Below are 3,558 nucleotides of genomic sequence, written 5' to 3'. Positions count from 1 at the left end.
CCCTACATTGCTGCAGGGGTCGCTCACTCAAAATACTGACCGTTACTCATTGCTGAGCAACGTATTTCTTTTTTGTGAACATTTGATAATTTAAGTAATCAAAGACCGAAGTCTTTGGCACCTTCATCAAACGCCCACGCTTATCGACTGTTAATTTTTAAAGAACTTTATTCGGTGCTGCTTCCTCTGCCGTATTCTTCGAAGCGTTGTGTTCGTCGCAGCAGGAGGAAAGAGAGTATGCGATGTTTTATGATTGTTGTCAACGTCTTTTTTTGCGACACCGCATAGCCTGGTGTCGACGGTGGCTGACGACAGATCGAAGATGACGAGAGCAGACGAGACAGCAGCCCTGTTCGCATGATAGTGGCCATCTGCTTACCACCAAGCTAGATGCCGGCTGCGAAAATGACAATGCGTTCGTCCGGTGCCGTCCAGTCGGCGAGGCCCATGCACACTGTGCCCCGCTGGAAACACCTGACCTGATTTGCCCCGCAACCTGTAGTTCAACGGATGCGAGCGCGACCTCAACCGTCTGTTGCGATCGATAGAACGAAACCAACGGCAAAAAGTGAGTGGCAACGACTGATCGGAACTAGCGACAGGCACATCGATATCGGTACGACGCAAACAATCTCGTCGAATACCTCGCTAGCCTGGAATTATCGACTTGAATTCACTACCCCAAAGCGAAAAGCCCCACTCAGRTCACTGAGTGGGGCTTTTCTATATAACTAGCCTGACGATAACCTACTTTCACACTGGTTGCAGCACTATCATCGGCGCAAAGTCGTTTCACGGTCCTGTTCGGGATGGGAAGGGGTGGGACCGACTTGCTATGGTCATCAGGCATAACTTGTACGAGCYTCGTTGCAATGCAACGCTGCTCTGAATCTGGAAGAAGTAGTTTTTATTKGGGGGTCGTATTTGTATCAACAACAGCTGAACTCTYGCAACCCTGGACTACCAAGGTTATAGGGACAAGCCGTACGGGCAATTAGTACTGGTTAGCTTAATGCATTACTGCACTTCCACACCCAGCCTATCAACGTCCTGGTCTCGAACGACCCTTTAAAGAGCTCAAGGCTCTGGGAAATCTCATCTCAAGGCAAGTTTCCCGCTTAGATGCTTTCAGCGGTTATCTCTTCCGAACTTAGCTACCCGGCAATGCCACTGGCGTGACAACCGGTACACCAGAGGTTCGTCCACTCCGGTCCTCTCGTACTAGGAGCAGCCCCCTTCAAATTTCCAACGCCCACGGCAGATAGGGACCAAACTGTCTCACGACGTTTTAAACCCAGCTCACGTACCACTTTAAATGGCGAACAGCCATACCCTTGGGACCGGCTACAGCCCCAGGATGTGATGAGCCGACATCGAGGTGCCAAACTCCCCCGTCGATATGAACTCTTGGGAGGAATCAGCCTGTTATCCCCAGAGTACCTTTTATCCGTTGAGCGATGGCCCTTCCATACAGAACCACCGGATCACTATGTCCTACTTTCGTACCTGCTCGACTTGTCGGTCTCGCAGTTAAGCACGCTTATGCCATTGCACTATCATCACGATGTCCGACCGTAATTAGCGTACCTTCGAACTCCTCCGTTACACTTTAGGAGGAGACCGCCCCAGTCAAACTGCCTACCATGCACTGTCCCCGATCCGGATAACGGACCAAGGTTAGAACCTCAAATGAACCAGGGTGGTATTTCAAGGTTGGCTCCACGARMACTAGCGTSYCCGCTTCAAAGCCTCCCACCTATCCTACACAGATTGATTCAAAGTCCAATGCAAAGCTACAGTAAAGGTTCATGGGGTCTTTCCGTCTAGCCGCGGGTAGATTGCATCATCACAAACATTTCAACTTCGCTGAGTCTCGGGAGGAGACAGTGTGGCCATCGTTACGCCATTCGTGCAGGTCGGAACTTACCCGACAAGGAATTTCGCTACCTTAGGACCGTTATAGTTACGGCCGCCGTTTACTGGGACTTCAATCAAGAGCTTGCACCCCATCATTTAATCTTCCAGCACCGGGCAGGCGTCACACCCTATACGTCCACTTTCGTGTTTGCAGAGTGCTGTGTTTTTATTAAACAGTCGCAGCCACCATTTTATTGCAACCCGTTCATCCTTCCACAGTAAAGTGGTCAAACTACTAGGGCGTACCTTATCCCGAAGTTACGGTACCAATTTGCCGAGTTCCTTCTCCCGAGTTCTCTCAAGCGCCTTAGAATACTCATCTCGCCCACCTGTGTCGGTTTGCGGTACGGTCTCGTATGACTGAAGCTTAGAGGCTTTTCTTGGAACCACTTCCGATTGCTTCAGAACCTAAGTTCCTCGTCTCRACCCCTTGAATTACGTRCCCGGATTTGCCTAAGYACCTTCTATGAGTCAAAAACTGGCTATTCCAACAGCCAGACAACCTTCCGCGATCCGTCCCCCCATCGCATCATACGACGGTGCAGGAATATTAACCTGCTTCCCATCAGCTACGCATCTCTGCCTCGCCTTAGGGGCCGACTCACCCTGCTCCGATGAACGTTGAACAGGAAACCTTGGGCTTACGGCGTGGAGGCTTTTCACCCCCATTATCGCTACTCATGTCAGCATTCGCACTTCTGATACCTCCAGCATCCTTTACAAGACACCTTCGCAGGCTTACAGAACGCTCTCCTACCATATTGATCAAGTRATAAATYACGAGAAAAATATCCGCAGCTTCGGTGACTGGCTTAGCCCCGTTACATCTTCCGCGCAGGACGACTCGATCAGTGAGCTATTACGCTTTCTTTAAATGATGGCTGCTTCTAAGCCAACATCCTGACTGTTTTAGCCTTCCCACTTCGTTTTCCACTTAGCCAATCTTTGGGACCTTAGCTGGCGGTCTGGGTTGTTTCCCTCTTGACACCGGACGTTAGCACCCGATGTCTGTCTCCCAAGCTCGCACTCATCGGTATTCGGAGTTTGCAATGGTTTGGTAAGTCGCAATGACCCCCTAGCCATAACAGTGCTCTACCCCCGATGGTGATACTTGAGGCACTACCTAAATAGTTTTCGGAGAGAACCAGCTATTTCCAAGTTTGTTTAGCCTTTCACCCCTACCCACAGCTCATCCCCTAATTTTTCAACATTAGTGGGTTCGGACCTCCAGGGCGTGTTACCGCACCTTCATCCTGGCCATGGGTAGATCACTTGGTTTCGGGTCTACACCCAGCGACTGTCGCCCTATTCGGACTCGATTTCTCTACGGCTCCCCTATACGGTTAACCTCGCCACTGAATGTAAGTCGCTGACCCATTATACAAAAGGTACGCAGTCACGGAACAAGTCCGCTCCTACTGTTTGTATGCACACGGTTTCAGGATCTATTTCACTCCCCTCCCGGGGTTCTTTTCGCCTTTCCCTCACGGTACTGGTTCACTATCGGTCGATTACGAGTATTTAGCCTTGGAGGATGGTCCCCCCATGTTCAGACAGGATTTCTCGTGTCCCGCCCTACTTGTCGTATGCTTAGTACCACCGTTCAGATTTCGTGTAAGGGGCTATCACCCTCTATGGCGC

2 rRNA genes are annotated in these 3,558 nt (G+C 50.5%); both read right to left on the bottom strand.

The features are described from left to right. Positions 1-734 precede the first annotated feature (734 nt). A 5S ribosomal RNA gene (gene rrf, locus AC1DYN_RS31815) occupies positions 735-847 on the bottom strand. A 126-nt stretch (positions 848-973) separates the two neighbouring features. Beyond that, a 23S ribosomal RNA gene (locus AC1DYN_RS31810) occupies positions 974-3,558 on the bottom strand; the annotation flags it as partial.

The organism is Rhizobacter sp. P2_D12 (assembly GCF_056404395.1).
This window is presented reverse-complemented; position numbering and strand designations above follow the sequence as displayed.